24 protein-coding genes are annotated in these 24,286 nt (G+C 67.7%); 11 read left to right on the forward strand and 13 right to left on the reverse strand.

Annotated features, from left to right (window positions below):
• The first annotated feature begins 130 nt into the window (after positions 1–130).
• Positions 131–505 (forward strand): MAPEG family protein, encoded by a 375-nt coding sequence (locus KVT32_RS15135; protein WP_062841508.1) that lies wholly within the window; start codon positions 131–133, stop codon positions 503–505.
• A gap of 60 nt (positions 506–565) precedes the next feature.
• Here KVT32_RS15135 and KVT32_RS15140 read toward each other — a convergent pair whose 3' ends face one another.
• From KVT32_RS15140 to KVT32_RS15185, 10 genes are all read right to left on the reverse strand, one after another.
• On the reverse strand, positions 566–1,000 hold the full coding sequence (locus KVT32_RS15140; protein WP_217618449.1) for a carboxypeptidase-like regulatory domain-containing protein: 435 nt from the start codon (positions 998–1,000) through the stop codon (positions 566–568).
• 128 nt (positions 1,001–1,128) lie between these two features.
• Positions 1,129–1,929 (reverse strand): NRDE family protein, encoded by an 801-nt coding sequence (locus KVT32_RS15145; protein ID WP_217618450.1) that lies wholly within the window; start codon positions 1,927–1,929, stop codon positions 1,129–1,131.
• Positions 1,930–1,932: 3 nt separating this feature from the next.
• Positions 1,933–3,912 (reverse strand): FUSC family protein, encoded by a 1,980-nt coding sequence (locus KVT32_RS15150; RefSeq protein WP_253853750.1) that lies wholly within the window; start codon positions 3,910–3,912, stop codon positions 1,933–1,935.
• 20 nt (positions 3,913–3,932) lie between these two features.
• Positions 3,933–4,415, reverse strand: coding sequence for a YbaK/prolyl-tRNA synthetase associated domain-containing protein (locus KVT32_RS15155; RefSeq protein WP_056317222.1), 483 nt, complete (start codon positions 4,413–4,415; stop codon positions 3,933–3,935).
• 63 nt (positions 4,416–4,478) lie between these two features.
• Positions 4,479–5,204, reverse strand: coding sequence for a DNA-binding response regulator (locus KVT32_RS15160; protein WP_217618451.1), 726 nt, complete (start codon positions 5,202–5,204; stop codon positions 4,479–4,481).
• Between the two features lie 131 nt (positions 5,205–5,335).
• A complete protein-coding gene (locus KVT32_RS15165) occupies positions 5,336–6,802 on the reverse strand; it encodes an efflux transporter outer membrane subunit (protein WP_217618452.1) in 1,467 nt (488 codons plus the stop codon).
• Between the two features lie 4 nt (positions 6,803–6,806).
• Positions 6,807–7,952: an ABC transporter permease gene (locus tag KVT32_RS15170; RefSeq protein WP_128829460.1), complete on the reverse strand. Its 1,146-nt coding sequence runs from the start codon at positions 7,950–7,952 to the stop codon at positions 6,807–6,809.
• Positions 7,949–8,896 (reverse strand): ABC transporter ATP-binding protein, encoded by a 948-nt coding sequence (locus KVT32_RS15175; RefSeq protein ID WP_217618453.1) that lies wholly within the window; start codon positions 8,894–8,896, stop codon positions 7,949–7,951. The genes KVT32_RS15170 and KVT32_RS15175 overlap by 4 nt, the downstream gene beginning before the upstream one ends.
• Positions 8,893–9,846, reverse strand: coding sequence for an HlyD family secretion protein (locus tag KVT32_RS15180; RefSeq protein ID WP_217618454.1), 954 nt, complete (start codon positions 9,844–9,846; stop codon positions 8,893–8,895). Before KVT32_RS15180 ends, KVT32_RS15175 begins: the two co-directional genes overlap by 4 nt.
• 2 nt (positions 9,847–9,848) lie before the next feature.
• Complete coding sequence (locus KVT32_RS15185) at positions 9,849–10,628, reverse strand: TetR/AcrR family transcriptional regulator (protein ID WP_152384310.1); 780 nt, start codon at positions 10,626–10,628, stop codon at positions 9,849–9,851.
• A 162-nt stretch (positions 10,629–10,790) separates the two neighbouring features.
• On the opposite strand from KVT32_RS15185, the gene KVT32_RS15190 reads away from it, so the two are divergent.
• From KVT32_RS15190 to KVT32_RS15200, 3 genes are all read left to right on the forward strand, one after another.
• On the forward strand, positions 10,791–11,840 hold the full coding sequence (locus KVT32_RS15190) for an NADP-dependent oxidoreductase (RefSeq protein ID WP_152384311.1): 1,050 nt from the start codon (positions 10,791–10,793) through the stop codon (positions 11,838–11,840).
• A complete protein-coding gene (locus tag KVT32_RS15195; RefSeq protein WP_056317241.1) occupies positions 11,837–12,517 on the forward strand; it encodes a type 1 glutamine amidotransferase domain-containing protein in 681 nt (226 codons plus the stop codon). The genes KVT32_RS15190 and KVT32_RS15195 overlap by 4 nt, the downstream gene beginning before the upstream one ends.
• A gap of 142 nt (positions 12,518–12,659) precedes the next feature.
• Complete coding sequence (locus KVT32_RS15200; RefSeq protein WP_217618455.1) at positions 12,660–13,259, forward strand: HD-GYP domain-containing protein; 600 nt, start codon at positions 12,660–12,662, stop codon at positions 13,257–13,259.
• Positions 13,260–13,263: 4 nt separating this feature from the next.
• Here the strand turns inward: KVT32_RS15200 and KVT32_RS15205 are convergent, their stop codons facing one another.
• Complete coding sequence (locus KVT32_RS15205; protein WP_217618456.1) at positions 13,264–14,862, reverse strand: glycerol-3-phosphate dehydrogenase/oxidase; 1,599 nt, start codon at positions 14,860–14,862, stop codon at positions 13,264–13,266.
• A 92-nt stretch (positions 14,863–14,954) separates the two neighbouring features.
• A complete protein-coding gene (locus KVT32_RS15210) occupies positions 14,955–15,746 on the reverse strand; it encodes a DeoR/GlpR family DNA-binding transcription regulator (protein ID WP_056317250.1) in 792 nt (263 codons plus the stop codon).
• Positions 15,747–15,967: 221 nt separating this feature from the next.
• Between KVT32_RS15210 and KVT32_RS15215 the strand changes: the two genes are divergently transcribed.
• From KVT32_RS15215 to KVT32_RS15245, 7 genes are all read left to right on the forward strand, one after another.
• On the forward strand, positions 15,968–17,053 hold the full coding sequence (locus KVT32_RS15215; RefSeq protein ID WP_175155388.1) for an ABC transporter ATP-binding protein: 1,086 nt from the start codon (positions 15,968–15,970) through the stop codon (positions 17,051–17,053).
• Positions 17,053–18,141 carry an ABC transporter ATP-binding protein gene (locus KVT32_RS15220; RefSeq protein WP_175155389.1) on the forward strand — a complete coding sequence of 363 codons (1,089 nt, stop codon included), beginning with the start codon at positions 17,053–17,055 and terminating at the stop codon, positions 18,139–18,141. Before KVT32_RS15215 ends, KVT32_RS15220 begins: the two co-directional genes overlap by 1 nt.
• A complete protein-coding gene (locus tag KVT32_RS15225; RefSeq protein WP_056317256.1) occupies positions 18,138–19,028 on the forward strand; it encodes a carbohydrate ABC transporter permease in 891 nt (296 codons plus the stop codon). Before KVT32_RS15220 ends, KVT32_RS15225 begins: the two co-directional genes overlap by 4 nt.
• A complete protein-coding gene (locus KVT32_RS15230) occupies positions 19,021–19,833 on the forward strand; it encodes a carbohydrate ABC transporter permease (RefSeq protein ID WP_175155390.1) in 813 nt (270 codons plus the stop codon). The genes KVT32_RS15225 and KVT32_RS15230 overlap by 8 nt, the downstream gene beginning before the upstream one ends.
• A 27-nt stretch (positions 19,834–19,860) precedes the next feature.
• Positions 19,861–20,169 carry a DUF2160 domain-containing protein gene (locus KVT32_RS15235; RefSeq protein ID WP_056317261.1) on the forward strand — a complete coding sequence of 103 codons (309 nt, stop codon included), beginning with the start codon at positions 19,861–19,863 and terminating at the stop codon, positions 20,167–20,169.
• 119 nt (positions 20,170–20,288) lie between these two features.
• Positions 20,289–22,019 carry an ABC transporter substrate-binding protein gene (locus tag KVT32_RS15240; RefSeq protein ID WP_063953969.1) on the forward strand — a complete coding sequence of 577 codons (1,731 nt, stop codon included), beginning with the start codon at positions 20,289–20,291 and terminating at the stop codon, positions 22,017–22,019.
• A 161-nt stretch (positions 22,020–22,180) separates the two neighbouring features.
• Entirely contained in the window at positions 22,181–23,152 is a 972-nt protein-coding gene (locus KVT32_RS15245; protein ID WP_175155392.1) for an alpha/beta fold hydrolase, read from the forward strand.
• A 68-nt stretch (positions 23,153–23,220) separates the two neighbouring features.
• Here the strand turns inward: KVT32_RS15245 and KVT32_RS15250 are convergent, their stop codons facing one another.
• Entirely contained in the window at positions 23,221–24,276 is a 1,056-nt protein-coding gene (locus KVT32_RS15250; protein WP_227741381.1) for a sensor domain-containing diguanylate cyclase, read from the reverse strand.
• Positions 24,277–24,286 lie beyond the last annotated feature (10 nt).

Consider the following 24,286-nt stretch of genomic DNA (forward strand, 5'->3'; position numbering starts at 1 on the left):
CGAAGGCCTGAGTGTACGCGCGGGCCCGCGCCGGCTTTGCCTTGCCGGTGATTTCAGGCGACCATGCGGCAGCGGCGGCACATGCCCCGCATGTCAGGCGGACATGGCGCCGCCAGCAATGGAGTCAGGAATGAAGACAATCGCGTGGTTGATGCTGGCCGCGGCGCTGCTGCCGTTCGTGTGCACGATCATCGCCAAGGCAGGCGGCAAGAAGTTCGACAACAACGATCCGCGCGCGTGGCTGGCGCGGCAGGAAGGGTGGCGGGCGCGGGCCAACGCCGCGCAGGTCAACACATTCGAAGCGTTGCCGTTTTTCTACGCCGCGGTGTTGTTCGCGCTGTACAACCAGGCCTCGCCCGCGCACGTTGCCACGCTGATGGCGTGCTGGCTGGGCACGCGGCTGGGATACTTGGCGATGTACCTGGCGAACTGGGGCGCGCTGCGCTCGCTGGTCTGGACGGCGGGCGTGGGGTTCGTGATCGCGATTCTGTTCGCGGGCGTCTGAGCCTGCGGCGCACGACCCAATGAGACTGGCCGCGGCGTTACGCGCCGCGGCCGCCCGGCATCACTTCCACTCGAACATGGCGCGCGCGGTGCCCGTGCCTTGCACCGTGACCTCACGCTCCTGCGCCTGGCCGTCGTACGTGGCCGATATCTTGTAGCTGCCCGCAGGCAGCTTCACCAGCATGTAGGGGCCTTGCGCGGTGGTCTGCAGCACGGCCTTGCCTTGGGCGTCCCGAATGGCGACGGTCACGTCGGCCACGTAATCGGCCTTGCCGCCGCGTTGGGCGGCAAAGGTCAGCGCCAGCGGATAGCTGCTGGACGCGGCCTTCATGGCTTCCGATTCGTCGATGCCGATGCCGCCGCTGACGTACTCCACCGTGCCCTGATGCTGCACGGGCGGCATGCCCGCCTGGGCGGTGGACAGGACGCCTGCAATGGCCATGCTGCCCAGGGCCATGGCGGCGGCCATCGTGCAGCGTTCAAAACGTTTGTTCATGGAATTCTCCTGCAGGAAAACCGGCGGGGCAGCGCGTTGTGGCTGCCCCCGGCGGTAGCTTGCAACGATTCGACTTGACCGCGCAAGGCGAGTTCGCGTCCGTCCGCCTCGGAAATCAACCGTTTGTATCAGGCGCCGCGTGCCGGGTCGCTGCCGCCGGCCTCGTGCCAGGAAAACGTCAGCTGGCTGACGCCGCTGACAGCGCCATCCGGGGCAAAACGCCGTTCCTCGAGCTGGGCGGCGCCGTTGCCATGCAGCGCCATCACGCTGGAACTGCGCGTGCCGTACGTCGCGCTGACGATGAAGGGGCTGCTCAGCAGTCGCTCGCGGTCGGGCGGCAGGCCGGTGGCGGGCAAGTCTGCATCGTCCGCCGGGCTGCGGTCGGCGAGCGCGGTGAACAGCGCGGGCAGGTCCGGCTGCGGCTGGTGGTGCAGCACGGCGGTGAACGCGGCCTTGGTTCGCGCCAGCTTGGGCCAAGGCGTGTCCAGCAGGTGATTTGACAGGGCATAGATGCCGGGCGCCAGCGCGCGCGGCCCGCCGTCGCGGTTGCTCAGGTACCACGCCTGGCGGGCGTCGCCCACGATCAGGTTGAAGCCGTTATAGGCCTGGTCCACGTCATGCACCGTTTCCAGATACGCCTGCGGCGTCATGGCGCCGCGCAGAAAGTCCTCGACCAGCGCGCCGCGCGACGGCGCGTCGTCCAGATGCCGGCCGGGCTCGCGAAAGTTGGTGACCAGCGCGTAGCGCCCCTCGGTCGTCGCGCCCATCCACGTGCCGCCCGCCTGGCCGTCGCGCCCGGCGTAGATATTCGGGGCGTCCGGCCATTGCGCGGCGGGCAGGGTGGGACGCGCGTGAAACTCGTCGCGGTTCGCGGCGATCAGGACGGGGATGCCGGGCAAGAAGTGCAGGGCCAGTACGGCAAGACACATGATTCAGACCTGATGAAGGGGGGAGGGATTGGCAGGGCGGCCGGGCGCGGCGGTGAAGTCGGGTCCGGCCAGCGTGGCGCGCAAGGCTTCGATCTGCGCGGCGACGTCGCGCAGCGCGGGCGAAGGCGTCGAGATCGCATCGCCAGGCACGGGCAGGCCCTGTTCGACGGAGCCGGCAATGCGATCCAGGGCGGCGGCCAGTTGGGCGACCTCGGCGGCGGGCGGCGCGGCCTGGCCGTCAGGCAGCGACCAGGCCGTGTCCGAGATGGCGTTGGCCACGCGTTCCAGCGCCACTTCGACCGGCCACCAGGCCAGCGCGCGGCGGCTGACCAGCCGGGGCTCGGACAGCCCGCGCTGCAGGGCGATGCGCAGGTCCGACAGGCGCGAGTAGGCGCGGGCGCGCAGGTCGTGCCGTTTGTCGGGATCGGCCTGAAAGACCGTGTTCAGGTACGCCGCCAGCGTGAACGTGGCCGAGGACACGGCATGGTCCAGATTGCTGCGTTCGATCCGGATCCAGGGCAGATAGCCCACCAGCAATACGATGGCCGCCGCGACGCCCACGTCCACCAGCCGGGCCAGCGCAATGGCCCAGCTCCCCGGCTGCAGCGCGCCGATCAGCAGCATGAGGATGGGCAGCATGATGGCCGAAAACAACCCATAGTTGCGCCGTATCGACCACGGCAGCAGCGCGGCCAGCGCGGCAACCGTCAACAGGCTGGCAAGGCCGCCCCGGTCCAGCGCGAGGACGGTGGCGCTGATGCCCACGCCCACCACGCTGCCCGCGCAGCTTTGCAGCGCGCGCGCGAACACCGAGCCGAAGTTGGGCTTGAACACCACCACGACGACGAGCGGCACCCAGTAGGACCGCGGCAGCGCGGCCGCCAGGGCGACAGCCTCGGCGGCAAGCAGGCATAGCCCCAGACGCACGAGATACCGCACCGTCGTCGGTCCGGGCCGGTACGTGCGGACCAGCACGCGCCAAGGCGTACGCGCGGGTGCGGGTTGCAGCGTCGCGAAGGCGTCGGGCTGCGCGGCGCGGGCGCCGTTCAGCAACAGTTGCACCTGCTCCAGCGCCTCGGCCAGCTGCGGCATGCCGGCCCGGCGCAGGGCGGCGATGTCGTCGCGCGCGTCCGGTTCGGCATCGTTTTCGACCCGGTCGGCCACCTGGTTCATGACGCGGGCGCACTCGGGCGGCAGTACCCGGCCGGCGCGCGCTAGCGTCAACGCGGCATTGGTGAGCGGCGTGCAGGCCTGCAACTGCGCGGCCAGGCGCGCCAGCCGCGGCGTCGGGCCGGCCGACCGGCCACGCGCGGCCAGCACGGTGTCATAGGCGGCGGTCATGGCCGCTTCCATGTCGCGGCGCGCGGCCATGACCCGCGAGGTGCCGATCGCCGTGAACATTGCCGCCAGCTTGCGGTAGGCCTGCGCCACCGCGGCCCGCTCCGGCGCGATGGGGTTCACCACCCACCCGGACAGCGTCAGCGCCAGGCCGAACAGCCCGCCCGCGCCGACCAGCACCGGCGGCATCCACGCGGGCAGCGTGGACGTCAAGCTGGAGCCGACGATGACGTAGGTGGCAAATTGCAGCGTGGCGACGGCGGCGATGTTGTTGAAAGTGCCGACCAGGCTGGCCGCCAGCACCAGCACCATCATGGCTGCGGAGGTCCACAGGCCGTGCCCGGCGATCAAATTGCCCAGCAGGTAACCCAATGCGCCGCCGAACACCGTGGAACCGATCGAAAGCGCCCGGTTGCGGTAGGGGCCGCCGTTGTCGCCCGTGATGGCGGGCAGCGCGCCCAGCGCCACCAGCGCGGCCGCCGCGCCCTCGTCAAGCGCCATGCCCACCGCCGTCGGCAGGCCGATGGCCAGCGCGGCGCGCAGCATCACCCACGGATTCACCGGCGACGGCTCCATGTGCGCCAGGCTCATCAGCCAGCGCATGTTCGAGGCGTGCGCGACGCGGCTTATGGATGGGCGGGACACGGTGGCCTCATGGGCGGCTGTCAGGCCTTGATGAGCGGCGCCTCTTCAGGCGCGGCCAGGCGGAAGTAGTCGTCGGTGTTCAGCAGGATGGACGCGTCCAGGCGTCCCGCGTTGAACACGATTTCGGCGTGGCGTTCGCGCAGGCTGGGGTCCACCAGCAGCGTCAGGTCCGGATTGAAACTGAAGGGCGGAATCGCGCCGATCTCGCAGCCGGTCAATTCGCGCGCCAGGTCCTGTGACGCGAGCGAGGCCTTCTTGCCGCCGGCCGCCCGCGCAATGGCGTCCAGGTCGGCCTGCTTGTCCGCGGGAAAGACGGCCAGCACGTTCTTGCGAAGGTTGGAAGAGATCTTTACGCGGCAGACCAGCGCCTTCGCGCCCTGGCTGACCTCGGTGCCGCGAATGGCGGCGACCTCGACGGAACGCCCGGCCGCGGCATGTTCAAGCAGGCGGTAACGGGCCTGGTTCTGGATGAGCAGGGCTTGCAGGCGTTCGAAGACTTCCATGGGACTCGGGGCAGAAGCGGCCGGGGGTCGGCCTTGTACGCGAAATCATACGCCCGCGGCGCGCTAGATTTCCCCGGTGAATGCGTAGCCCCAGCCCCACACGGTACGGATGGGCAATTCCACGTCGACGTCCTGGGCCTTGCGCCGCAGGCGGCTGACGACGACGTCCGTGCGGCGGACGGATTCGCGGCCGGAATGCGGATCGATGCCCGGCGGGTCGCCGCGCGGCATGCGCTTGTCGGGCGAGCCGGTCAGCTTGAGCAGGAAGTCGCGTTCGGCCTGGGTCAGCGCCAGGCGCGTGCCGTGGGGGCTGACGAGCGTCCAGGCCGCGTCCAGGAATTGCCACTTGCCGGTCGGTTCGGCGGGGGCTGCGGCCACGGCTGGGCGCGGCTCGGCCTCGGGGGCGCGGCGGCCGGCGGCGGTGGGCACGCGGCGCACAAGCGCCTGCAGGGCGGCCGCGATCTCGCCCGTGGCGACGTCGGGCGAAAAACAGGCGTCGGCGCCGCAGTGCAGGCCCAGGATGCGGTTCTCGGGGGTGTCGAAGGCGGAAATGGCGACAATGCCGGCGGTGGTGTCCATGGCGCGCAGACCTGCGACGGCCATGCAGAGATCGGTAAATTCGGCTTGCATCACGAGCAGCGGGGTGCGGCGGGCCTGGAACAGGCGGAACAGTCCGTTGGAGTCTTCGCAAGGACGCGGCGAGAACCCCATTTCGGCCAGTTCGTCGCTGCGGCGCCCGCGCTGGCCGGCGTCGGGAGCGAAGACGATCAGGTCTAATAGGTCATTCATGAATCGGTGTAAACATCATGCAGCTTGAGCACAGGCATGATGCAACGGTTACACCGCTTTCCAAAAAGCGCTCAACGACACTTTCCTACCCGAATTCTCGGCCATGGGCGCGGGAATCGCCTTTTGGCGGCTCACGGCACGGCGGCAACCGCCTCATTCCACCATCCGCCGCCCAGCGCTTGTAACAAGGCGGCCGTGTCGGTGTAGCGCGCCGCGTCGGCCTCGATGCGCGAAATCCGCGTTTGTAACACCTGCCGCTGGCTGTCCAGCAGGCTCAGGTGGCTGATGCCGCCGGCCTGGTAGCGGCCCGCGGCGATGCGGCCGGCGTCGTCCGCGCGGCGCCAGGCGTCGTCATAGGCCGCGAAGGCCTCGCCGTCCGTCTGCAGCGCGCGCAGCGCATCGGCCACCTGGCGCAAACCATCCAGCACGGTCTGGCGGTAGGCCGCGGCGGCCGCATCATACGCGGCTTCGGCCGAGCGCTTGCGCGCGCGCAGCTCGCCGCCGTGAAAGAGCGGCTGGACAAGGCCCAGGCCAAGATTCCAGACATTCACGCCATTGGCCAGTTCGTTCGCGCCCGTGCGCTGGGAACCAAAGCTGGCGGTCAGCGTGAACTGCGGATACAGGTTGGCCGTGGCAACGCCCAAGTCGGCCGATGCCTTGTGCCACAGGGCTTCGGCGGCCAGGATGTCGGGCCGCTGGCGCGTCAGCGCCGAGGGCACGCCCGTGGGCACATCCGGCGGCAGCGTCAGGTCCGCCAGGCGCAGCGGGGGCGATTGCAGGCTGGCGGGCGGCATGCCCAGGTAGGTCGCAAGCTGATGGGTCACCTGCGCCAGCTGGTATTCCAGCGGCGGCAGGGTGGCGCGCGTCTGCGCGACCAGCAGCTCCTGGTTGCGCAGGTCGGCCAGGGCGATGCCGCCCGCCTCCAGCCGCTTTTGCATGATGTCCTGCTGGTTCACCTGCGCGGCCAGCAGATCGCGCGTGGCTGCCAGCCGCTCGGCCAGGTCCGCCTGACGGATGGCGGCGGTGACGACGTTGGCCGCCAGCGACATGCGTGCCGCCTGCAGTTCGTGGGCCTGGTAATCCATCTGCGCGGCCAGGCTTTCCAGCGCGCGGCGGTTGGCGCCGAACACGTCCAGGGTGTAGGACACGTCGATGGAGGCGTTGTAGAGCGTGAAGGGCGGGGGCGGCTCGGCGACCGGCACGCCATAGGCCGCCGGATCCACCTTTTTGCGGGCTGCCGACAGGTTGCCGTCCACTGCGGGCAGCATGCGCCCGCCGGTGTCGGCGGCCAGGTCTTCCTGCGCTTGCCGCAACCGCGCGCGCGCCTCATCCAGCGTGGGGCTGGCGTCGAGCGCCTGGCGCACCAGCCGGTCCAGCGGCTCCGACTGGAACAACCGCCACCACTGCCCGGGGATGTCGGCGCCCGCCTGCAGGCGCTGCTGGCCCGGCAGCAGCGCGTCCTGTCCGGGCGTATAGGACGCCACTTCGGGCGCGGCCCGCTTGTCGAAGTCGGGGCCGACCGCGCAGGCGGTCACGAGGGCGCAGAGCGCCGAGACGGCCAGGGGGCGGGAAGCGGGCAGGTGGCGGGCGCGGAGCATGGGATCAATCCAGGGTGCGGCGGTAGAACTTCACGGCGGCGGTCATCACGATGACGGTGAACAGCATCAGCGGCCAGATGTTGGGCCACAGGTCCCACCAGCCGTTGCCCTTGAGCAGGATGCCGCGGATCAGCCGGTTGAAATACGTCAGCGGCAGCAGGTTGCCCAGGTGCTGGGCCCACATCGGCATGCCCTGGAACGGAAACATGAAGCCGGACAGCAGCATGTTCGGCAGGAAATAGAACATGGTCAGCTGCATGGCCTGAAGCTGGTTCTGCGCCAGCGACGACAGCGTGATCCCGACCGTCAGGTTCGCCGCGACGAACAGCAGCGCGGCCAGGTAGACGGACAGCAGGCTGCCCATGACGGGCACGTGGAACACAAAATGCGCCGCCGCGAGAATGATGGTGGCCTGGATGAGACCAATGGCGATGTAGGGCACGATCTTGCCGGTCATCACCTCGATCGGCCGCACCGGCATCGCCAGCAGGTTTTCCATGGTGCCGCGCTCTCGCTCGCGGGTCATCGCCAGCCCGGTCATCATCACCAGCGTCATGGTCAGGATCACGCCCATCAGCCCCGGCACCGTGTTGTATTGCGAGATCTGTTCTTCGTTGTAGAGCTGGTGGATGCGCACGTCGAAGGGCGGCTGGCCGCCCGCCAGGCTTGCCAGCGGCCCGGTCAGGTCCTTCTGCGCAACGGCCTGGGTGAGCTGGGTGGCCGCGCCCAGCGCCATGCCGGTGGCCATGGGGTCGGTAGCGTCCGCCTCGATCAGCAGGGCGGGGCGTTCGCCGCGCAACAGGCTGCGGGTGAAGTCGGGCGGGATGGTCACGACGAACAGCACGCGGCCCTGCGCCAGGGCGGCGCGGCCCGCTTCCTCGGTGTCCAGTTCCTCGACGATGTGAAAGTAGTCCGACGAACGCATCGCCGCGATGAAGCTGCGCGTGAACGGGCTGTGGTCCGAGGCGATGATGGCGGTGGGCATCTGGCGCGGGTCGGTATTGATGGCGTACCCGAAGAGCGCCAGCTGCATGATGGGCAGGCCGACGATCATGCCGAAGGTGATGCGGTCGCGGCGCAGCTGCAGGAATTCCTTGAGCACCATGCTCCACCAGCGCGACCACGAAAAGCCGTTCAGGCGCGCGGTCATGGCTGGCTCGCAAAGTTGTCGGTGGACCGGTTCATCAGGTAGATGAAGACGTCTTCCAGGCTCGTGTCCACGCGTTCCAGCCGCAGGTCCTGGCCCGCGATGGCCGCGCGCAGCGTGCTTCCCAGCTGCGCCGCGTCCTTGCCGCTGACATGCAGCGCCGACCCGAACGCGACCGTCTGGTCGACCCCGGGCGCGCCGCGCAGCTGCTGGCCCAGCGGAACCAGGTTGGCGCCGTGGATCGCCCAGGTGGTCAGGTCCTGTTCGGCGATGACCTCGTCGGCGGTGCCCTGCGTGAGCAGCTTGCCGTACGAAATGTAGGCCAGCTTGTGGCAGCGTTCGGCCTCGTCCATGTAGTGGGTGCTGACCAGCACCGAGATGCCGCGCGCCGCCAGTTCATGCAGCTGCTCCCAGAAATCGCGCCGCGCCGTCGGGTCCACGCCGGCGGTGGGCTCGTCCAGCAGCAGCAGCCGTGGCTGGTGCAGCAGGCAGGCGGCCAGCGCCAGCCGCTGCTTCCAGCCGCCGGACAACGATCCCGTCAACTGTCCCGCGCGGCTTTGCAGCCCCAGATCCTGCAGCGCGCGGTCCACGGCCTCCTTGCGCTGGTCCATTCCGTACATGCGCGCCACGAAATCCAGGTTCTCGCGGATGGTCAGGTCTTCCCAGTACGAGAACTTCTGCGTCATGTAGCCGACTTTGCGCTTGATCTGGGCGCTGTCGCGCAGGATGTCGTAGCCCAGGCAGGTGCCGCTGCCCGAATCCGGCGTGAGCAGGCCGCACATGAGGCGGATGCAGGTTGTCTTGCCGCTGCCGTTGGGGCCCAGGAAGCCGAAGATTTCGCCCTCGCGCACCTGCAGCGTCACGTCATTCACGACGTGCTTGTTGCCGAAGTGCTTGTTCAGGCCGTGAACGTCGATGACGTTGGTGGCGGAGCCGGGGGCGCTCATGGCAGGGTGGCCTCCACCGGCTGGCCCGGATGCAGCCGCGCCGCCACGTCGGCAGCGGGGCGCGCTTCCACCATGTACACGAGCTTGCTGCGGCTTTCGCGGCTGTAGATCACGGGCGGGGTGTATTCGGCCTGATCCGATACGTAATCGATGCGCACGGGTATCGGATCGCCGCAGCCATCGCAGCGCAGCGTGGCCTGTTGCCCGATCTTCAGCGACCCCACGACCGTCTCCGGCACAAAAAAGCGCACCTTGATGTTGCCGGGCGGCAGCAGGCTGACGACGGGGCTGCCGGCGGGCACCCATTCGCCCACCCGGTACATCGTGTCGAACACCCGGCCCGCGGACGGCGCGGCCAGCTGCTTCTGGGCCAGCGTCCATTCGGCTTGCGCCAGCGCGGCGTCGGCCGCCTCCACTTGCGAGGCCTGCGCGCGCCGCGCGTCGTCGCGCCCCGGCAGCCGGTTCACCTCGACCTGCGCCTGCAGTTCGCGCACGCGCGCCGCGTCCGACTGCGCCTGCTCGCGGCTATCGTCCAGCTGCGAACGCGGGATGCCGCCGATGCGGAACTGCGCATTGTCGCGGGCAAGCTGCGCGGCGGACCGCCGGCTGGCCGCCTGCGCCTGCGCCAATTGCGCCAGGCTGACGTCGACTTCGGGGGGCCGCTTTCCGGTGGCGATGTCCTCCAGCTGGGCGCGCGCCGCCGACAGCTCGGCCTGGGCCTGATCGCGCGCGGCGGCTTCGCGCGTGGCGTCCAGTGTGTAGAGCGGCTGGTTGGCGTCGACCTGCTGGCCGCGCCGCACCGCCAGCGTGTCCAGGCGCCCCGGCTCGGACGAGGCCACATAGACGTAGTCGCCCTCCACGTAGCCCTGGTAGAAGGCCTGGTCGTGGTTGCCGCAGCCGAAAAGCGTCAGCAAGGCCAGGGAAGCGGGCAGAAGGCGGAGGGTGCGCATGGTCAGCGTCCTGAAGACGAGGGGGTTGGCGGCGTGGTGGGCGCAAAGAGGCCGCCGGTCAGCATGGCGATCGCGTGGCGCGCGATCGCGTCGTTGTCGATGGTCTGCGCCACCGGGTCGTTCTGCCAGATGCGGCGCCATAAGTTCGACGTGGCCAGCGGCAGCAGCGTCATGCCCAGAATGGACAGGAACACCAGACGCGGTTCCACCCCCGGCGTGATGGCGCCGCGCCGCTGGCATTCGGCAATGAGGCCAGCAAACGCCTGAAGCCGGTCCGATGGCAGATGGCGCAGCACGCGATCGCGCAACTGGCCGCCTTCGTTGACGACTTCGTGCATCCACAGCGAGGGCAGCCAGGGCTTTTCGGTCGCGCTCTGGACCACGCGGCCCACGATTTCCGTGATGAAGCCGCGCGCCGCCGACGCCGGATCGGGCAGGGGGGCCGCGGGCGTGCCGCCAGCAGGTGGGCCATCAGCAGCCGGCCCTCCGGCGGCTCCACCCGGCTCAAGCGGCACGGGCGCCCAGACATAGCCGATGACGGGCACGATCCGCTCCAGCACCACGGCGTCGATCAATTGGTCGCGGCTTTTGAAGTAGTAATGCAGCATCGCCGGCGTGACGCCCGCGCGCTGCGCGATGTTGGCGATGGTGGTGGCGGCCACGCCCTGCGCGGCGAACAGCTGCGTGGCCAGATCCAGCAGTTTGGCGCGGGCGGTGGCGGTGTCCGGACGCGGCGGACGCCCGGGACGGCGAGGGGGCAAGGGGTGGGAAGCTGCAACCATGCGGCGCATTCTAATTAAAGAATTAATTAATTAAAAGGGGGATCGATCATCAGGGTTTCAGCGGCTGCCGGCGGCGTGCGATGGTGTAATGGTCCGGTTCCCCACCACGCCGTCCGGGCGTGTCGCGAGGCCCGGCCGGCTCCATGAAGGAGGCCGCACACCATGCCCCAATCCGCTTCAACCAACCGCCGTATCGTGCTTGCCGCCCGGCCGCAAGGCGAGCCCGCCGATACCGACTTCCGCCTGGAAACGGGCGAAGTCCCCCAACCCGGCCCGGGCCAGGTGCTGCTGCGCACGGTCTACCTGTCGCTCGACCCCTACATGCGCGGCCGCATGAGCGATGCTCCGTCGTACGCCGAGCCCGTGCAGATTGGCGAACCGATGGTCGGCGGCACCGTCACGCGGGTCCAGGCCTCGAATAATCCGCAGTTTCCAGTCGGCGAATGGGTGCTGGCGCAGACCGGGTGGCAGGACTACGCCGTGTCCGACGGCGCGGGCCTGCTGCGCCTGGGCGCCCACCCCGAAAACCCGTCCTGGTCGCTGGGCGTGCTGGGCATGCCCGGCTTTACCGGCTACATGGGACTGCTGGACATCGGCCAGCCCAAGGCGGGCGAAACCGTCGTCGTGGCCGCTGCCAGCGGGGCGGTGGGCGCGGTGGTGGGCCAGATCGCCAAGATCCACGGCTGCAAGGTCGTGGGCATTGCCGGCGGACCCGACAAGTGCCGCTACGTGGTCCAGGAGCTGGGCTTTGACGAATGCCTGGACCATCGGCAGCCGGACCTGGCAGGCCGCTTGGCCGCGGCCGTGCCCCAAGGCATCGACGTGTATTTCGAAAACGTCGGCGGCGCCGTCTTCGATGCCGTGCTGCCGCTCTTGAACCCGCGAGCCCGCGTGCCGGTCTGCGGACTGATCTCGGCCTATAACGCGACCAGCCAGCCCGAGGGCCCGGACCGGCTCGCGCTGCTCATGCGCACCATCCTGACGAAGCGGCTGAAAATGCAGGGGTTCATCATTTTCAACGAGTACGCGCACCGCTACGGTGAATTCCGCGACGCCATGCTGGACCTCATCAAGCAAGGCCGCATCAAGTATCGTGAAGACGTGGTCGACGGCCTGGAGAACGCCCCGCGCGGGCTGATCGGGCTGCTCAAGGGCGAAAATGCCGGCAAACGCATTGTGCGGGTCGGCCCTGACGAATGGAGCGCTACATGAACATCCTGATCGTGCTGACTTCCCACGACACGCTGGGCAACACGGGACGCAAGACGGGCTTCTGGCTTGAAGAGTTTGCGGCGCCGTATTACGCGTTCCTGGACGCCGGCGCCAAGCTCACGCTGGCCTCGCCGCTGGGCGGCCAGCCGCCGCTCGATCCCAAGAGCGACGATCCCGACGCGCAGACGGACGACACGCGCCGCTTCAAGCAAGACAGCGACGCGCAGCGCGTGCTGGCATCCACGCGCCGGCTGTCCGAGGTGCAGGCCTCGGACTACGACGCGGTCTTCTATCCCGGCGGCCACGGCCCGCTGTGGGACCTGGCCGAAGACAACAATTCGGTGGCGCTGATCGAAACCATGCTGGCCGCCGGCAAGCCGGTATCGGCCGTGTGCCATGCGCCCGGCGTGTTGCGTCACGCCAAGACCGCCGACGGCAAGCCGCTGGTGCAGGGCAGGCAGGTCACGGGCTTTTCCAACGCAGAAGAAGCGGCCGTGCAGTTGACCGATGTCGTGCCGTTTCTGGTCGAGGACGAACTGAAAAAGCTGGGCGGGCTGTACAGCAGCGGGCCGGACTGGCAGCCGCACGTGGTCAGCGATGGCCTGCTCATCACGGGGCAGAATCCCGGCTCGTCGGTGGGCGTGGCGCGCGCGCTGCTGGAACGCCTGAAGGACTGACCGCCGCCGGGCGCGCAGGGCAGGACATGAGCCGGGCCGCACGCCAAGCGCGATGCGGCCCGGCATTGTGGCGGATTGTGTCAGAATCCCGCCTTTCTGAACTGAGCGCGCCGTCATGCCGTTGCGGCGCGCGTGCTTTCCAATGCCCCCCGACGTCCCCGATCTCCCAGCAGGAACTTATGAAGCGGCGCTTTTCGCCGCCATGCAGGCGCGCGACCCGGCCACTGGCCGGCATTGCAAAAGGGTGATGGCGCTAAGCGTTGCGCTGGCCCGGGCCTGCGGGCTGCCGCAGGATGAACTGGACGTCGTGTCCGTGGCGGCGCGGCTGCACGACGTGGGCAAGATCGGCACGCCCGACCGCGTGCTGCTTAGCCCGCATCGGCTGGAAAAGGAAGACTGGGAAATCATGAAGGCGCACGCTGCGGCGGGCGCCTTCATCATCCTGCAAACCGCGATGCCGCAGCGCGAAGCCATTGCGCTGGCGGTGCGGCATCACCACGAACACTTCGACGGCTCCGGTTATCCGGATGGCCTGTCGGGCCACGCCATTCCGCTGCATGCGCGCATTATTTCGGTGGCCGATTCCTACGACGCGCTGGGCGATGCGCGGCCTTACCATCCGGCGCGCACCCACACGCAGATCATGCGGATCCTGAACCAGGAGGCGGGATCGAAATGCGATCCCGACCTGCTGCGCGTCTTCGAATCGATGATCGGGGGCAGCCCGCTACGCGTGCCGTAGCGGTTTACTTCAAGCGGTAGTTCGCAGCGACAGCGGCCAGATCCTGCAGCGTGCGCTGCTGCCAGGCCGCGTCGTGGCCCAGTTCCTCGGCCAGGATGCGCGCGACCTCGGGCGCGGCCAGCATGGCGGCCTCGGCGTCCAGGAACAGCGCGCGGTTGCGGCGCGCCAGCACGTCTTCCGCGCTGCGCGCCAATTCGTAGCGGGCGGCAAAGCGCACATGCGCCTCGGACAGGCCGCTGGCCTTGACCAGCATGCGCCCGGCGCCGGGCAACGCTTGCAGCGTCGCCAGATCGTTGCCGTAGTAGCTGTCAGGCGTGCCGGCGTGTTCCTGCGACGGCGCCAGGCCGCCGGCGCCGTGCAGCGGCAGCGACTCGGTGCGGCACGAGGCCTGCGTCAGCAACTGGTGCTGGATCGCGGTGTCCACCACGTCCTGCGCCATGCGCCGGTACGTCGTCCATTTGCCGCCCGTCACCGTCACCAGGCCGGCCTTGGACACCAGGATCGTGTGCTCGCGCGACAGCTTCTTGGTGGAGGCCTCGCCGGTCGCCTTGACCAGCGGGCGCAGGCCGGCCCAGACGCTGGTCACATCGTCGCGCGTCGGCTTGCGGCTCAGATACCGCGCCGCGGTGTTCAGGATGAAATCCACGTCTTGCGCGCCCGCGTCGGGATCCAGCGGCAGGTCCTGGCGCGGCGTGTCGGTGGTGCCGACGATGGTGTGGCCGTTCCAGGGCACCACGAACAGCACGCGGCCGTCGTCGGTCTTCGGGATGAGGACGGCGCGCTTGCCGGGCAGGAAGTCGTGCGGCAGCGTCAGGTGCACGCCCTGGCTGGGCGCCACCATCGTCTGCGCGTTCTTGTCCTCCATGCGGCGCACTGCATCGACCCACACGCCGGTGGCGTTGACGACGCAGCGCGCGCGCAACGTGAAGGTCGATCCGCCGACCACATCCGTGGCCGTGACGCCGTCCACCTTGCCATTCGTCATGGTCAGTCCGGTGGCGCGCACGTAGTTCACCGCCGTGCCGCCCAGGTCAAAGAGCGTGCGCATCAGGCTGATCGCCAGGCGCGCGTCGTCGAATTGGCCGTCGTAGTACAGGACGCCGCCCTTCAGGCTGCGTCCGTTGACGGTCTCGGCCAGGGTGGGGGCGTTGGCCAGCGTCTCGCGGCGCGACAGCCAGCGGCTGGGCGCCAGGTTCAGCTTGCCCGCCAGCATGTCGTACATCTTCAGGCCGATGCCGTAGAAGGGCTGGTCCATCATCGTGTAGGCCGGCACCACGAAACCCAGGGGCCAGACCAGATGCGGGGCGTTGCGGTTGAGCAGGCCGCGCTCGTGCAGGGCTTCGCGCACCAGGCTGACATTGCCTTGCGCCAGGTAGCGCACGCCGCCGTGGACGAGCTTGGTGGCCTTGCTGGACGTGCCCTTGGCAAAGTCGGCGCCTTCGATCAGCAGCGTCCGGTAGCCGCGCGCAGCGGCATCCACCGCCGTGCCCAGGCCGGTCGCGCCACCGCCGATGACGATGACGTCCCAGGAGTGCGTGTTGTCTAGCGTGTTGAGTAAGCGGCTGCGTTCGGGCGGGGTGACGGAGGCGAGGGGTTGGTTCATGTTCTTTGGGGGCGGCGTGGCCGCGAGGTAAATGCTTCGATATTCGTGCCGGCAGCGCGCAAGCGGAGGTTGGGGCCGCTGCGGCGCACGGGTCAGGGTGTCGGTTTGGGCAGGTTCGGCGCCGCGGCGACGTCACAGCGCACGCCCGAATCCAGCAACACTTGTGCCAGCGGTTCCTGGGGATGCGCGTCCGTGAAGAACCGGTCGATCTGCGAAATATGCGCCAGTTCCACCATGGCCTGGCGCTTGAACTTGCTGCTATCGGCGGCCAGCCAGACTTCACGCGATTGCTCGATGATCGTGCGGGCCACGCGCACTTCGCGAAAGTCGTAATCGCGCAGCGTGCCGTCGGCCTCGATGCCGGAGATGCCGATCAGTCCGATGTCGACCTTGAACTGGCGGATGAAATCCATGGTGGCTTCGCCCACGATGCCGCGGTCGCGCGAACGCACCACGCCGCCGGCCACGATGACTTCGCAATCCGGGTTGTCGGACAGGATGTCGGCCACGTGCAGGTTGTTCGTGATGACGCGCAGCCCGCGATGGCGCAGCAGCGCGCGCGCAATGGCTTCGGTGGTGGTGCCGATGTTCAGGATCAGCGAACAGCCATCCGGCACCGCGCGGGCCACGGCCTCGGCGATTCGCTGCTTGCCCGCGGCATGCAGGCCTTGGCGCTTGCGGTACGCGATGTTCTCGATGGTGGACGCTTCGATGCGCACGCCGCCATGAAAGCGCGACAAGAGGCCGGCTTCGGAAAGGATGTTGACGTCCCGCCGCACGGTCTGCAGCGTCACGTCGAAGCGTTTGGCGAGCTCTTCGATCGAGGCGGAGCCCTGGGCCCGCACCATTTCGATCAGCGCGCTCTGTCGTGGATTCAGTGTCATGTTCGAATGATAAAACAACAAAAGCGAAAAATAATGACGCACCGCAAGATTGTTTTTTGTTCGCTTCTTCGGTAAAACGCACAAAAAACGAAAGCCATCTGAAAGAGTATGCTCATCCTGTTGCGTCGGCGCGTGATCGCGCCGCCGTAAAGGGCGGGACGCTGTGCCGAATACCGAAGTCCGTAGAAAACAGGGACGTATAAGTAGGTTGAGGAGACTAGATGCAGCTGACCTTGGACGGGATAGCTTTGCGGGCCGGCTCGCAGACGCACCTGTATCCCATGAGCCTGGCCCCGGTTCCCGGCGCCATGACCGTCCTGCTGGGAGCCACCCTGGCCGGCAAGACCTCACTGATGCGCATCATGGCCGGGCTGGACCGGCCCACCGAAGGCCGCGTGCGGGTTGACGGCGCCGATGTCACCGGCGTGCCGGTCCGCCAGCGCAACGTGGCCATGGTCTACCAGCAGTTCATCAACTATCCGTCCATGTCGGTCTACGACAACATCGCCTCGCCGCTCAAGCTGCGCGGCGAGGCCAATACCCGCGACAAAGTCCACGCGATGGCGGCGCGCCTGCACATCGATCATCTGCTGGACCGCTACCCGTCCGAGCTGTCTGGCGGCCAGCAGCAGCGGGTGGCGCTGGCCCGGGCGCTGGCCAAGGACGCCCCGCTGATCCTGCTGGACGAGCCGCTGGTCAATCTGGATTACAAGCTGCGCGAGGAATTGCGCGACGAACTGTCGGAATTGTTTGCGCAGGGGCGTTCGACCGTGGTCTACGCCACGACCGAGCCCGGCGAGGCGCTGTTGCTGGGCGGCCACACCGCCGTGCTCGACGCGGGCGAACTGCTGCAGTACGGCCCCACGGCCGACGTCTTTCACCGGCCCAATTCGATCCGTGTGGCGCGCGCTTTCAGCGATCCGCCGATGAACCTGTTCGCCGCCCGCCGCGACAACGGCGGCTTCGTGCTCCAGGGCGACGTGGCGGTGGCGCGCGCGCTGCCGCCGGGCGCCGAGGCCGGCATCACGGCCGGCCTGCGGGCCGGGGCGCTGGACGTGGAGGCGCGGCCCGGCCACGTGGCGCTGCCCGGTAGGGTGACGCTGGCTGAAATCTCGGGTTCCGACACCTTCGTGCACGCCGAGACGGCCGCAGGCGACGTCGTGGCCCAGCTGCCCGGCGTGCACCGCTACAAGCTGGACGAGCGGGTGCAGCTGTACTTCGATCCTGCCCAGACCTATGCCTTCGGCGCGGACGGCGCGCTGCTGGCCGCACCGCGCCAGCCGGCCGGCGCGGGGGAGGTGGCCTGATGGCGCAGATCGAGCTGGACCTGTCCCATTCCTACGTCGCCCATCCCCAGTCCGATGACGACTACGCGCTGCTGCCGCTGCAATTTACTTTCCGCGACGGCGGCGCCTACGCGTTGCTGGGGCCCTCCGGCTGCGGCAAGACCACGCTGCTCAATTGCGTGTCGGGCCTGCTGCGGCCGTCGCACGGGCGCATTCTGTTCGACGGCCAGGACGTCACCGACCAGACCCCGCAGGCGCGCAACATCGCCCAGGTGTTCCAGTTTCCTGTGGTGTACGACACCATGACCGTCGCCGAAAACCTGGCGTTTCCGCTGCGCAACCGCGGCGTGCCGCCCGAGCGCATCCGCGAGCGCGTGGGCCGCATCGCCGAAATGCTGGAAATGTCCAACGTCCTGGATCGCCGGGCCAGCGGCCTGACGGCGGACGCCAAGCAAAAGATTTCGCTGGGCCGCGGGCTGGTGCGCAGCGACGTGTCGGCCATCCTGTTCGACGAACCGCTCACCGTCATCGATCCGCAGCTCAAGTGGGAGCTGCGGCGCAAGCTCAAGGAAATTCACCACGAATTCAAGCTGACGCTGATCTACGTGACCCACGACCAGACCGAGGCGCTGACCTTTGCCGACCAGGTGATGGTGATGGCGCGGGGCCGCGCGGTGCAGGTGGGCAGCGCGGACGATCTCTTTGAGCGGCCCGCGCACACCTTCGTCGGCCATTTCATCGGCTCGCCCGGCATGAACTTCCTGCCCGCGCAGTGGCGCGATGGCGCGGTGATGGTGGGGCAGCGCCGCATGGACGGCGTGCCCGAGGCCGTGGCCGCCAAGCTGCGGGACGCGGGGCCGGTCAAGCTGGGCGTGCGGCCCGAATACCTGCGGCTGGCCGAGGCCGGGGCGCCCGGCGCGGTGCCCATGCGCGTGGAGCGCGTGCAGGACGTGGGCACCTACACGCTGCTGGTCGCCGACTTCGAGGGCACGGCCGTGCGCGCCCGGCTGGGCAGCAACATCGTCACCGAAGGCAAGGGCGGCACGGTGTGGCTGTCCGTGCTCAACCCGCATACCTGCTTCTACCGCGACGAGGTGCTGATCCCATGAAACCCACCGATCACCGTGCCTGGTTCCTGGTCATGCCGGTCGTGCTTTGCGTGGCGTTCTCGGCCATTCTGCCGCTGATGACCATCGTCAATTATTCGGTCCAGGACATCATTTCGCCGGAGCGCCGCGTGTTTGTCGGCACCGAGTGGTTCGCCGCGGTGCTGCAGGACGAGGAACTGCACGGTGCGCTCTTTCGGCAGATCGGGTTCTCGTTCGCGGTGCTGCTGATCCAGATCCCGCTGGGCATCCTGCTGGCGCTGTCGATGCCCGCCAGCGGCTGGCGCGCGTCGGCCGTGCTGGTCATCATCGCGCTGTCGCTGCTGATTCCGTGGAATGTCGTCGGCACGATCTGGCAGGTGTTCGGCCGCACCGACATCGGCCTGCTGGGCGCCACGCTGTCGTGGCTGGGCGTGGACTACAACTACACGGGCAATGACGTCGACGCCTGGGTCACCGTGCTGGTCATGGACGTGTGGCACTGGACGCCGCTGGTGGCGCTGCTGTGCTACGCGGGGCTGCGCGCCATCCCCGATGCGTACTACCAGGCCGCGAGGATCGACGGCGCCTCGCGCTTTGCCGTCTTCCGCTATATCCAGCTGCCCAAGATGCGCGGCGTGCTGATGATCGCGGTGCTGCTGCGCTTCATGGACAGCTTCATGATCTACACCGAGCCCTTCGTGCTGACCGGCGGCGGCCCGGGCAACGCCACCACCTTCCTGTCGCAATACCTGACGCAGAAGGCCGTGGGCCAGTTCGACCTGGGCCCGGCGGCGGCGTTTTCGATCATCTATTTCCTGATCATCCTGCTGCTGTGCTTCATTCTCTACAACTGGATGCAGCGCGCGGGCACCACGGGCGGCTTCGACGAGGAGCGGGCAAATGCGTGATAAATCCTCCTGGTGGCGCGGCGCCTTCCTGACGCTGTACCTGGTGTTCGCGATCCTGCCGCTGTACTGGATGCTGAACATGTCGTTCAAGTCCAACACCGAGATCGTCAGCACGCTGACGCTCTGGCCGCGCGACTTCACCTTCGAGCACTACCGCACCATCTTTACGGACCCGGCCTGGTATTCGGGCTACATCAATTCGCTGATCTACGTCGTCATCAACACGGTCGTCTCGCTGGGCGTGGCGCTGCCGGCCGCCTACGCGTTCTCGCGCTACCGCTTCATCGGCGACAAGCACGTTTTCTTCTGGCTGCTCACCAACCGCATGACGCCGCCCGCCGTGTTCCTCTTGCCGTTCTTCCAGCTCTACAGCTCGTTCGGCCTGATGGACACGCACCTGGCGGTGGCGTTGGCGCACCTGGTCTTCAACGTGCCGCTGGCGGTGTGGATCCTGGAAGGTTTCATGTCGGGCGTGCCGCGCGAGATCGACGAGACCGCCTACGTGGACGGCTATTCGTTCCCGCGCTTTTTCCTGACGATCTTCCTGCCGCTCATCAAGTCGGGCGTCGGCGTGGCGGCGTTTTTCTGCTTCATGTTCAGTTGGGTGGAACTGCTGCTGGCGCGCACGCTGACCTCGGTCAATGCCAAACCGATCGTCGCGACCATGACGCGCACCGTGTCGGCCTCCGGCATGGATTGGGGCGTGCTGGCCGCGGCGGGCGTGCTCACCATCGTGCCGGGCGGCATCGTCATCTGGTTCGTGCGGCACTACATCGCGAAGGGCTTCGCGATGGGCCGCGTGTAGGCATCTGGACAACAGGAGGGCGCAGCCATGTTCAGCTGGATGGTGTGGACCACCCCGGTCGCCGTGTTCTTCAGCTGCATCGTCCTGATGCTGGTCGGCATGACGATCTGGGAATTGAAGTCGCCCACGCAGGAGCGCAAGGGCTTTCTGCCCCTGCGCACCACGCGCGGCGACCGGCTGTTCATTGGCCTGATGGCCGCGGCGTGGCTGAATCTGGCGTTCCTGGGATTCGGCCAGAAAGCGGTCGAATGGTTTTCGCTGGATCAGCCGCCGTCGGTGTGGATCAGCTTCGTGCTGTCCATGCTGCTGCTGGCCTTCATCATGAAAAAAGGGTGAGAGAAGGGCGCCAGACCCTTCGTTGGTTTCGGGCAGTCAGGTAAAGGACTATCGGCCAGCGTCTTCCCCGGCCAGCGGTCCGCAGCACGATAGGGGAAGACTTATCGAGGAGACAGGTCATGAAATTGCGCATGCACGCCATGGCGGCCGCTATCGCCCTGATCGGAACGTCAGGGGCTTGGGCCGGCGAGCCGGAGGCGAAGAAGTGGGTCGATTCGGAGTTTCAGCCGTCGTCGCTGTCCAAGGAACAGCAGATGGCCGAAATGAAATGGTTCATCGATGCCGCGGCCAAGCTAAAGGCCAAGGGCATCAATGAGGTCAGCGTGGTGTCCGAAACCATCACCACGCACGAGTACGAATCCAAGGTGCTGGCCAAGGCTTTTGCCGACATCACCGGCATCAAGGTCAACCACGACCTTATCCAGGAAGGTGACGTCGTCGAAAAGCTGCAGACGTCCATGCAGTCCGGCAAGTCCATCTACGACGGCTGGATCTCCGATTCCGACCTGATCGGCACGCACTACCGCTATGGCGCCATCCTGCCGCTGTCCGACTACATGGCCGGGGCGGGCAAGGAATGGACCAATCCCGGATTGGACCTGAAGGATTTCATCGGCACCAAGTTCACGACGGCGCCCGACGGCAAGCTGTACCAGTTGCCGGACCAGCAATTCGCCAACGTGTACTGGTTCCGCGCCGACTGGTTCGCCCGCCCGGACCTGAAGGAAAAATTCAAGGCCAAGTACGGCTATGAGCTGGGCGTGCCCACCAACTGGTCCGCGTACGAAGACATCGCCACGTTCTTCTCCAACGACGTCAAGGAGATCGACGGCAAGCGCGTCTACGGCCACATGGACTATGGCAAGAAAGACCCGTCGCTGGGCTGGCGCTTCACCGATGCGTGGCTGTCCATGGCGGGCGCGGCCGACAAGGGGCTGCCCAACGGCATGCCGGTGGACGAGTGGGGCATCCGCGTCGCCGACGACAAATGCACGCCGGTCGGCGCGTCGGTCTCGCGCGGCGGGGCCACCAACAGCCCGGCCGCCGTATACGCACTGACCAAGTACATCGACTGGATGAAGAAGTTCGCGCCGCAGCAGGCCATGGGCATGACCTTCTCGGAGGCGGGGCCCGTGCCGGCGCAGGGCCAGATCGCGCAGCAGATCTTCTGGTACACCGCCTTTACCGCCGACATGACCAAGAAGGGCCTGCCGGTCGTGAACGACGACGGCACGCCGAAGTGGCGCATGGCCCCGTCGCCCTATGGTCCGTACTGGAAGGACGGCATGCAGAACGGCTACCAGGACGTGGGATCGTGGACGTTCTTCAAGTCCACCAACCCCGACAAGATGGCGGCCGCCTGGCTGTACGCGCAGTTCGTCACGTCCAAGTCGGTGTCGCTGAAAAAGTCGATCACGGGCCTGACCTTCATCCGCGACAGCGACATCAACAGCGAGTTCTTCACCAAGAACGCGGCCAACTACGGCGGCCTGATCGAGTTCTACCGCAGTCCGGCGCGCGTGGCCTGGACGCCGACCGGCACCAACGTTCCGGATTATCCGAAGCTGGCGCAGCTGTGGTGGAAGAACGTCGCCACCGCGGTCACGGGCGAAAAGACCCCGCAGGCGGCCATGGACAATCTGGCGAACGAAATGGATCAGGTGATGGCGCGGCTTGAACGGGCCGGGATGGCCCAATGCGCGCCCAAGCTCAATCCCAAGAGCGATCCCAGCAAGTGGCTGTCCGACCAGCACGCGCCGTGGAAGAAGCTGGCCAATGAAAAGCCCAAGGGCGAAACGATTCCGTACGACCAGCTGCTGTCGGCGTGGAAGGCCGGCAAGGTGCGGTAAGCGCCTGACTTTCCGTCAACGCATTGGCCGTCAACGCATGAACGCCACAGGCTGCCTGTGGCGTTCTTTTTTTGCACGCCCAGGCCTCGCGCCGCCGGGGAATCGCGCATGCCACAATCTCGCCATCCGCGCGCCGCGCGTCTCTAAGAATTCTTTACTGCATGCTCGTTCCCAAGCTCGCCGTCTCCCTGGTTTCTGCTGCGCTGGCCCTGTCCGCCGGCATGGCGCACGCCGCCGGTTTTCAACGCCTGAACCTGCCCATGGACCAGAACGGTCCCGGCCTGCAAGGCGCGGTCTGGACGCCCTGCGCCGAACCGGCCGGTGAAATCAAGGTGGGTCGCGTCACCATCCAGGGCGTGCAGGGCTGCAAGCTGCCCGAAGGCCGCTACCCGCTCATCGTCATGTCGCATGGCTCGGCGGGTTCGTACCTCAGCCACCATGACACCGCCGCCGCGCTGGCCGATGCGGGCTTCGTTGTGGCGGCGATCAATCACGTGGGCGACAACGCGCAGGACAAGTCGCGCCAGGGCTATCTGTCCATTTTTTCCACCCGGCCGCGCGAAGTGCGCCGTCTGATCGACTACATGACCGGCACGTGGCCCGACAAGGCGAGGCTGGATCCCGAGAAGATCGGCTTCTTTGGGTTTTCACGCGGAGGTTATACGGGCCTGGTGCTGGCGGGTGCGGCGCCGGACCTGGCGGCGGGACTGGCAATCTGCGCCAGCCAGGCATCGCTGCCCATGTGCCGCGACATCGCGGCGGGCCGGGTGCCGCAGCAACCGTATCCGCAGGACGCGCGCATCAAGGCGGCGGTCATTGCCGACCCGCTCAATGTCTTTCCGCAAGAGGCGCTCAAGCGCGTGTCGCTGCCGATCCAGCTTTGGGCTTCAGCGCAGGGCGGCGATGGCGTCAGCCCCGCCAGCGTGCAGGCGGTGCGCGAGGGCCTGGGCGCCGCGCCCGACTACCAGGTGGCCGACGGCGCCGGACATTTCGCGTTTCTCGCGCCGTGCGGCGCCGAACAGGCCGAGGCATCGCCCGGCATCTGCCGCGATGAGCCAGGCTTTGATCGCACCGCATTCCATCAGGACCTGAACGCCCGCGTGGCGGCGTTCTTCAAGGCGCAACTGCAATAGGCGCGCGCCCGCGCGTCAACGCGGGTTTGCGCGCCGGCGCATCGAAGGCCGATGCGCCGCGCGGCCAATCAGTGAATGGTGCGCGCCGCGCGGCGCGCTTGCTTGATTTCATACATCCGCGCATCGGCCAGCCGGACGGCCGCTTCGGCGTCCAGTCCGGCCGGGTCCAGCGCCACCACCCCGGCGCTGGCGCCCTCATAGGCCACCGTGGTTTCGCCCAGCGGATAGCGCCCCATCGTGGCAGCCAGGATGCGCTCTTCCATGGCGCGCGCCGCTTCTTCGGCTTCGGCCTGTTGCGCCACGCCGCCAGCATCCGGCCGCTTGCGAATGAGCGCGGGGCCGGGCCCGATCAGGACGAATTCGTCACCGCCCACGCGTCCCAGCATGTCCGATCCGCGCAGCGCCGCGGCCATGCGCCGCGAAACTTCCTGCAGAAAGGTGTCGCCCGCCTGGTGGCCGTACGTGTCGTTGATGCTTTTGAACCCGTCCAGGTCGATGACGCCGACCAGCACGCTGCCGTGTTCGCGCACGGCCCGCGCCAGCAGCCGGTCCAGCGCTTCGTAAAGCGCGCGCCGGTTGGGCAGGCCCGTCAGCATGTCGGTCAGCGCATACGACAGGAGCTGCACGTTGGCCGCATGCAGTTGCTCAACCAGCATTTCGCGCTCTATGAAACTGGCGATCACGCTGGAAAACAGTTTCAGCACCGCTTCGGCCTCGGGACTGATTTCGTGGCGGCGGGCGCTGGCGGCGCACAGCGTTCCGTACAAGGCGCCATCGTCGGCGCGCACCGGTGTGCTGACGTAGGTCTGTATGCCCAGTTGCCGGGCCGCGTCCGAATCGGGCCAGCACTGCGCGACGTTGCTGGTGCTCATGCGGCCTTCGTCCAGCGCGCGCTTGCACAGCGTGTCGTCCCAGGGCACCGACAGGCCTTCCGGGATCTGCAGGTGTCCCACGTTGCGCGCGTAGCGTACGCGTTGCAGCTCGGCCTTCAGGTCGATCGAGGTAAGGTATGTCGATTCAAGCCCGGTTACGGCGCCCAGCATGTCCAGCAGCGGGCGGGTCAACTGCTCGACCGACTTGGCGGCGGGCAGGGTAGTGGAAAGTTCGGCGAGGATGGGATCCAGCACGGCTGCT

The sequence above is a fragment of the Achromobacter sp. GbtcB20 genome, assembly GCF_019091095.1.
Taxonomy (GTDB): domain Bacteria; phylum Pseudomonadota; class Gammaproteobacteria; order Burkholderiales; family Burkholderiaceae_B; genus Achromobacter; species Achromobacter mucicolens.

Bases quoted from the DNA above. Each gene is read 5' to 3' on its own strand.
- KVT32_RS15135 (WP_062841508.1), top strand. From the start codon at position 131: ATGAAGACAATCGCGTGGTTGATGCTGGCCGCGGCGCTGCTGCCGTTC.
- KVT32_RS15185 (WP_152384310.1), bottom strand. From the start codon at position 10,628: ATGGTTGCAGCTTCCCACCCCTTGCCCCCTCGCCGTCCCGGGCGTCCG.
- KVT32_RS15160 (WP_217618451.1), bottom strand. From the start codon at position 5,204: ATGAATGACCTATTAGACCTGATCGTCTTCGCTCCCGACGCCGGCCAG.
- KVT32_RS15170 (WP_128829460.1), bottom strand. From the start codon at position 7,952: ATGACCGCGCGCCTGAACGGCTTTTCGTGGTCGCGCTGGTGGAGCATG.
- KVT32_RS15215 (WP_175155388.1), top strand. From the start codon at position 15,968: ATGCAGCTGACCTTGGACGGGATAGCTTTGCGGGCCGGCTCGCAGACG.
- KVT32_RS15195 (WP_056317241.1), top strand. From the start codon at position 11,837: ATGAACATCCTGATCGTGCTGACTTCCCACGACACGCTGGGCAACACG.
- KVT32_RS15235 (WP_056317261.1), top strand. From the start codon at position 19,861: ATGTTCAGCTGGATGGTGTGGACCACCCCGGTCGCCGTGTTCTTCAGC.
- KVT32_RS15140 (WP_217618449.1), bottom strand. From the start codon at position 1,000: ATGAACAAACGTTTTGAACGCTGCACGATGGCCGCCGCCATGGCCCTG.
- KVT32_RS15245 (WP_175155392.1), top strand. From the start codon at position 22,181: ATGCTCGTTCCCAAGCTCGCCGTCTCCCTGGTTTCTGCTGCGCTGGCC.
- KVT32_RS15145 (WP_217618450.1), bottom strand. From the start codon at position 1,929: ATGTGTCTTGCCGTACTGGCCCTGCACTTCTTGCCCGGCATCCCCGTC.
- KVT32_RS15190 (WP_152384311.1), top strand. From the start codon at position 10,791: ATGCCCCAATCCGCTTCAACCAACCGCCGTATCGTGCTTGCCGCCCGG.
- KVT32_RS15180 (WP_217618454.1), bottom strand. From the start codon at position 9,846: ATGCGCACCCTCCGCCTTCTGCCCGCTTCCCTGGCCTTGCTGACGCTT.
- KVT32_RS15210 (WP_056317250.1), bottom strand. From the start codon at position 15,746: ATGACACTGAATCCACGACAGAGCGCGCTGATCGAAATGGTGCGGGCC.
- KVT32_RS15165 (WP_217618452.1), bottom strand. From the start codon at position 6,802: ATGCTCCGCGCCCGCCACCTGCCCGCTTCCCGCCCCCTGGCCGTCTCG.
- KVT32_RS15155 (WP_056317222.1), bottom strand. From the start codon at position 4,415: ATGGAAGTCTTCGAACGCCTGCAAGCCCTGCTCATCCAGAACCAGGCC.
- KVT32_RS15240 (WP_063953969.1), top strand. From the start codon at position 20,289: ATGAAATTGCGCATGCACGCCATGGCGGCCGCTATCGCCCTGATCGGA.
- KVT32_RS15205 (WP_217618456.1), bottom strand. From the start codon at position 14,862: ATGAACCAACCCCTCGCCTCCGTCACCCCGCCCGAACGCAGCCGCTTA.
- KVT32_RS15175 (WP_217618453.1), bottom strand. From the start codon at position 8,896: ATGAGCGCCCCCGGCTCCGCCACCAACGTCATCGACGTTCACGGCCTG.
- KVT32_RS15225 (WP_056317256.1), top strand. From the start codon at position 18,138: ATGAAACCCACCGATCACCGTGCCTGGTTCCTGGTCATGCCGGTCGTG.
- KVT32_RS15220 (WP_175155389.1), top strand. From the start codon at position 17,053: ATGGCGCAGATCGAGCTGGACCTGTCCCATTCCTACGTCGCCCATCCC.
- KVT32_RS15230 (WP_175155390.1), top strand. From the start codon at position 19,021: ATGCGTGATAAATCCTCCTGGTGGCGCGGCGCCTTCCTGACGCTGTAC.
- KVT32_RS15200 (WP_217618455.1), top strand. From the start codon at position 12,660: ATGCCCCCCGACGTCCCCGATCTCCCAGCAGGAACTTATGAAGCGGCG.